Genomic DNA, 1,098 nt, shown 5'->3' with positions numbered 1-1,098 from the left:
CCAGCCCCGGGACCTGCTCGACAAAGCTCTGGAGCACAAGGCGCAGTTCGCCCCCGGGAAGAGCTGGGCGTACAACAACACCAACTACATAGTGGCGGGCATGCTCATCGAGAAGGTCACAAAACGGCCGCTGGCCGAGCAGATCACCGAGCGGGTCATCGACCGCATCGGACTGCGCCGCACCTACTTCCCCGATGTGGGCGAGGAGGGCATCCGTAGAGCCCACCCCCAGGGCTACCACGCCGCGAAGCCCGGGGCGCGGCTGAAGAACCGTACGGAGCTGGACCCCTCCTGGGGTTGGTCCGCCGGGCAGCTGATCTCCACCCCCAGCGACCTGAACCGCTTCTTCTCCGCCCTGATCGGCGGCAAGCTGCTCAAGCCCGCCCAGCTCGCGCAGATGCGCACCACGGTCAAGATCCCCGACAGCCCCGTCACGGGAGCCGGCTACGGTCTCGGCCTGATCAGCACGCCCCTGAGCTGCGGCGGAGTGGCGTGGGGGCACGGCGGTGACATCCCCGGATACCACTCGCTCCCCGGCGTCACCGATGACGGCCGCGCCGCCACGGTCGTCGTCACCGCCGACTGGGCGCCCACCGCGAAGGGCTTCACGAACGCCGACGCTCTCGTCGACACCGCCCTGTGCAAGAAGTGACGTCCGGCACGGCTCAGCTGCTCGGGACCAGCCACGGCTTGTCCGGGAGCGGGGAGCCCGTCTCCAGGAGGGACTTGAGGTTGGAGAGGACCGCGGGCCAGCCCGCCCCCACGTCGTTCCGCTCCTTCTCGTCCGCGAGGTTCTCGTGGGTCACCGTGAGGCGGACGATTCCGCCGTACGGCTCGATGTCGAACGTGGCCTGGGAGGGCTCGGCGGAGCCGGAGCCGGGGGCTTGGTTCGGGTACGCCCACGTCGTCACCAGGCGCTTGGGCGGGGTGCTCTCGACCACCTCGCCCACCACGTCCGCGATGCCCGAGCCGTCCGTCCGGCGGTGTTCCCAGGGCGAGCCCTGCTGCCAGTCGGAGACGTTGGCGTGGCCCCAGTACGCCGCGGTCAGTTCCGCGTCGGTGAGGGCGTGCCAGACCTTCTCCGGGGTGCTCTCGATG

The 1,098-nt window shown here is 69.9% G+C and carries 2 protein-coding genes; one reads left to right on the top strand and one right to left on the bottom strand.

Annotation, left to right across the window (positions count from 1 at the left end; all coding sequences use genetic code 11):
* The coding region (locus ACZ5CR_RS46875; protein WP_468870168.1) for a serine hydrolase domain-containing protein at window positions 1-652 on the top strand (652 nt) is incomplete at its 5' end.
* A gap of 13 nt (window positions 653-665) precedes the next feature.
* Here the strand turns inward: ACZ5CR_RS46875 and ACZ5CR_RS46870 are convergent.
* A partial coding sequence (locus ACZ5CR_RS46870) for an SRPBCC family protein (protein ID WP_468870167.1) occupies window positions 666-1,098 on the bottom strand: 433 nt, incomplete at its 5' end.

This window comes from Streptomyces sp. NPDC031274, assembly GCF_055570235.1.
The sequence above is the reverse complement of the archived record's forward strand: the minus strand, read 5'-3'. Positions and strand labels throughout refer to the sequence as shown.